The sequence below is a fragment of the Planosporangium thailandense genome (assembly GCF_011947195.1).
In the GTDB taxonomy this organism is placed as follows: Bacteria; Actinomycetota; Actinomycetes; order Mycobacteriales; family Micromonosporaceae; genus Planosporangium; species Planosporangium thailandense.
In genome coordinates this window covers 1-1,090 of record NZ_JAATVY010000079.1, presented here as the reverse complement: position 1 = coordinate 1,090, position 1,090 = coordinate 1, and the positions used below count along the sequence as shown (strand labels likewise).

General features: G+C 68.6%; 1 protein-coding gene. It reads left to right on the top strand.

The annotated features are described in order from the left end of the window. Positions 1–36: 36 nt before the first annotated feature. Positions 37–1,090: asparagine synthase (glutamine-hydrolyzing) (gene asnB, locus HC031_RS32190; RefSeq protein WP_240943300.1), on the top strand; the 1,054-nt coding region annotated here is incomplete at its 3' end.

Sequence of the window (1,090 nt, the reverse complement as noted above, 5' to 3'; positions counted from 1 at the left end):
TCGACCGGTGCGGTCGATGCGGACCTGGTGCGGAGGATGTGCGACACGATCGTCCATCGGGGGCCGGACGGGTCGGGTTTCCACGATGATCCGCACGCTTCGCTGGGGATGCGCCGTTTGGCGATCATCGATGTGGCCGGTGGTCAGCAGCCGGTCTACAACGAGGACCGGACCGTGGCGGTGGTGTTCAACGGCGAGCTGTACAACTTCGCCGAGTTGCAGGCGCACCTGCGGGCGCGGGGGCACCAGTTGGCCGGTACCGGGGACAGTGAGTGTCTGGCGCACCTGTACGAGGAGTACGGGGATGAGTTCGTCCACCATCTGCGGGGGATGTTCGCCATCGCGATCTGGGACCGTAACCGTGGCCGGCTGGTGCTGGCGCGTGACCGGCTGGGCAAGAAGCCGCTGTACTGGCGGGCGGCCGGGGGGTCGTTGGCGTTCGGGTCGGAGTTGAAGTGCCTGGTGCAGGATCCGACGCTGGCGCGGGAGCTGGATCTGGTGGCGCTGCACCATTACCTGACCTACCAGTACGTGCCGGCGCCGTGGTCGATCTATCAGGGTGTGTCGAAGCTGCCGCCGGGGCATCTGCTGGTGTGGCAGGACGGGGTGGCGTCGGTGCGGGAGTACTGGCGGGCCGATTTCACGCCGCGGGCGGTGGGTGGCGAGGACGAGCTGGCCGAGGAGCTGCGGGGGTTGCTGTTGGAGGCGACCCGGATCCGGATGGTCAGTGAGCGGCCGTTGGGGGCGTTCCTGTCGGGGGGGATCGACTCCTCGGCGGTGGTGGCCGCGATGGCGATGCAGAGCGGCGAGCGGGTCAAGACGTTCAGCATCGGGTTCAACGAGGCGGCCTACGACGAGCGTGAGCACGCGCGGGCGGTGGCGCGTCACTACGACACCGATCATCACGAGCTGGTGGTCAGCCCGTCGGCGCTCGACATCCTGCCGACGCTGGCGTGGCACTTCGACGAGCCGTTCGCCGACTCGTCGGCGATCCCGAGCTTCTACGTGGCCAAGATGAGCCGCGAGCACGTGACCGTGGTGCTCACCGGCGACGGCGGCGACGAGGGCTTCGGCGGCTACCGCCGGTACG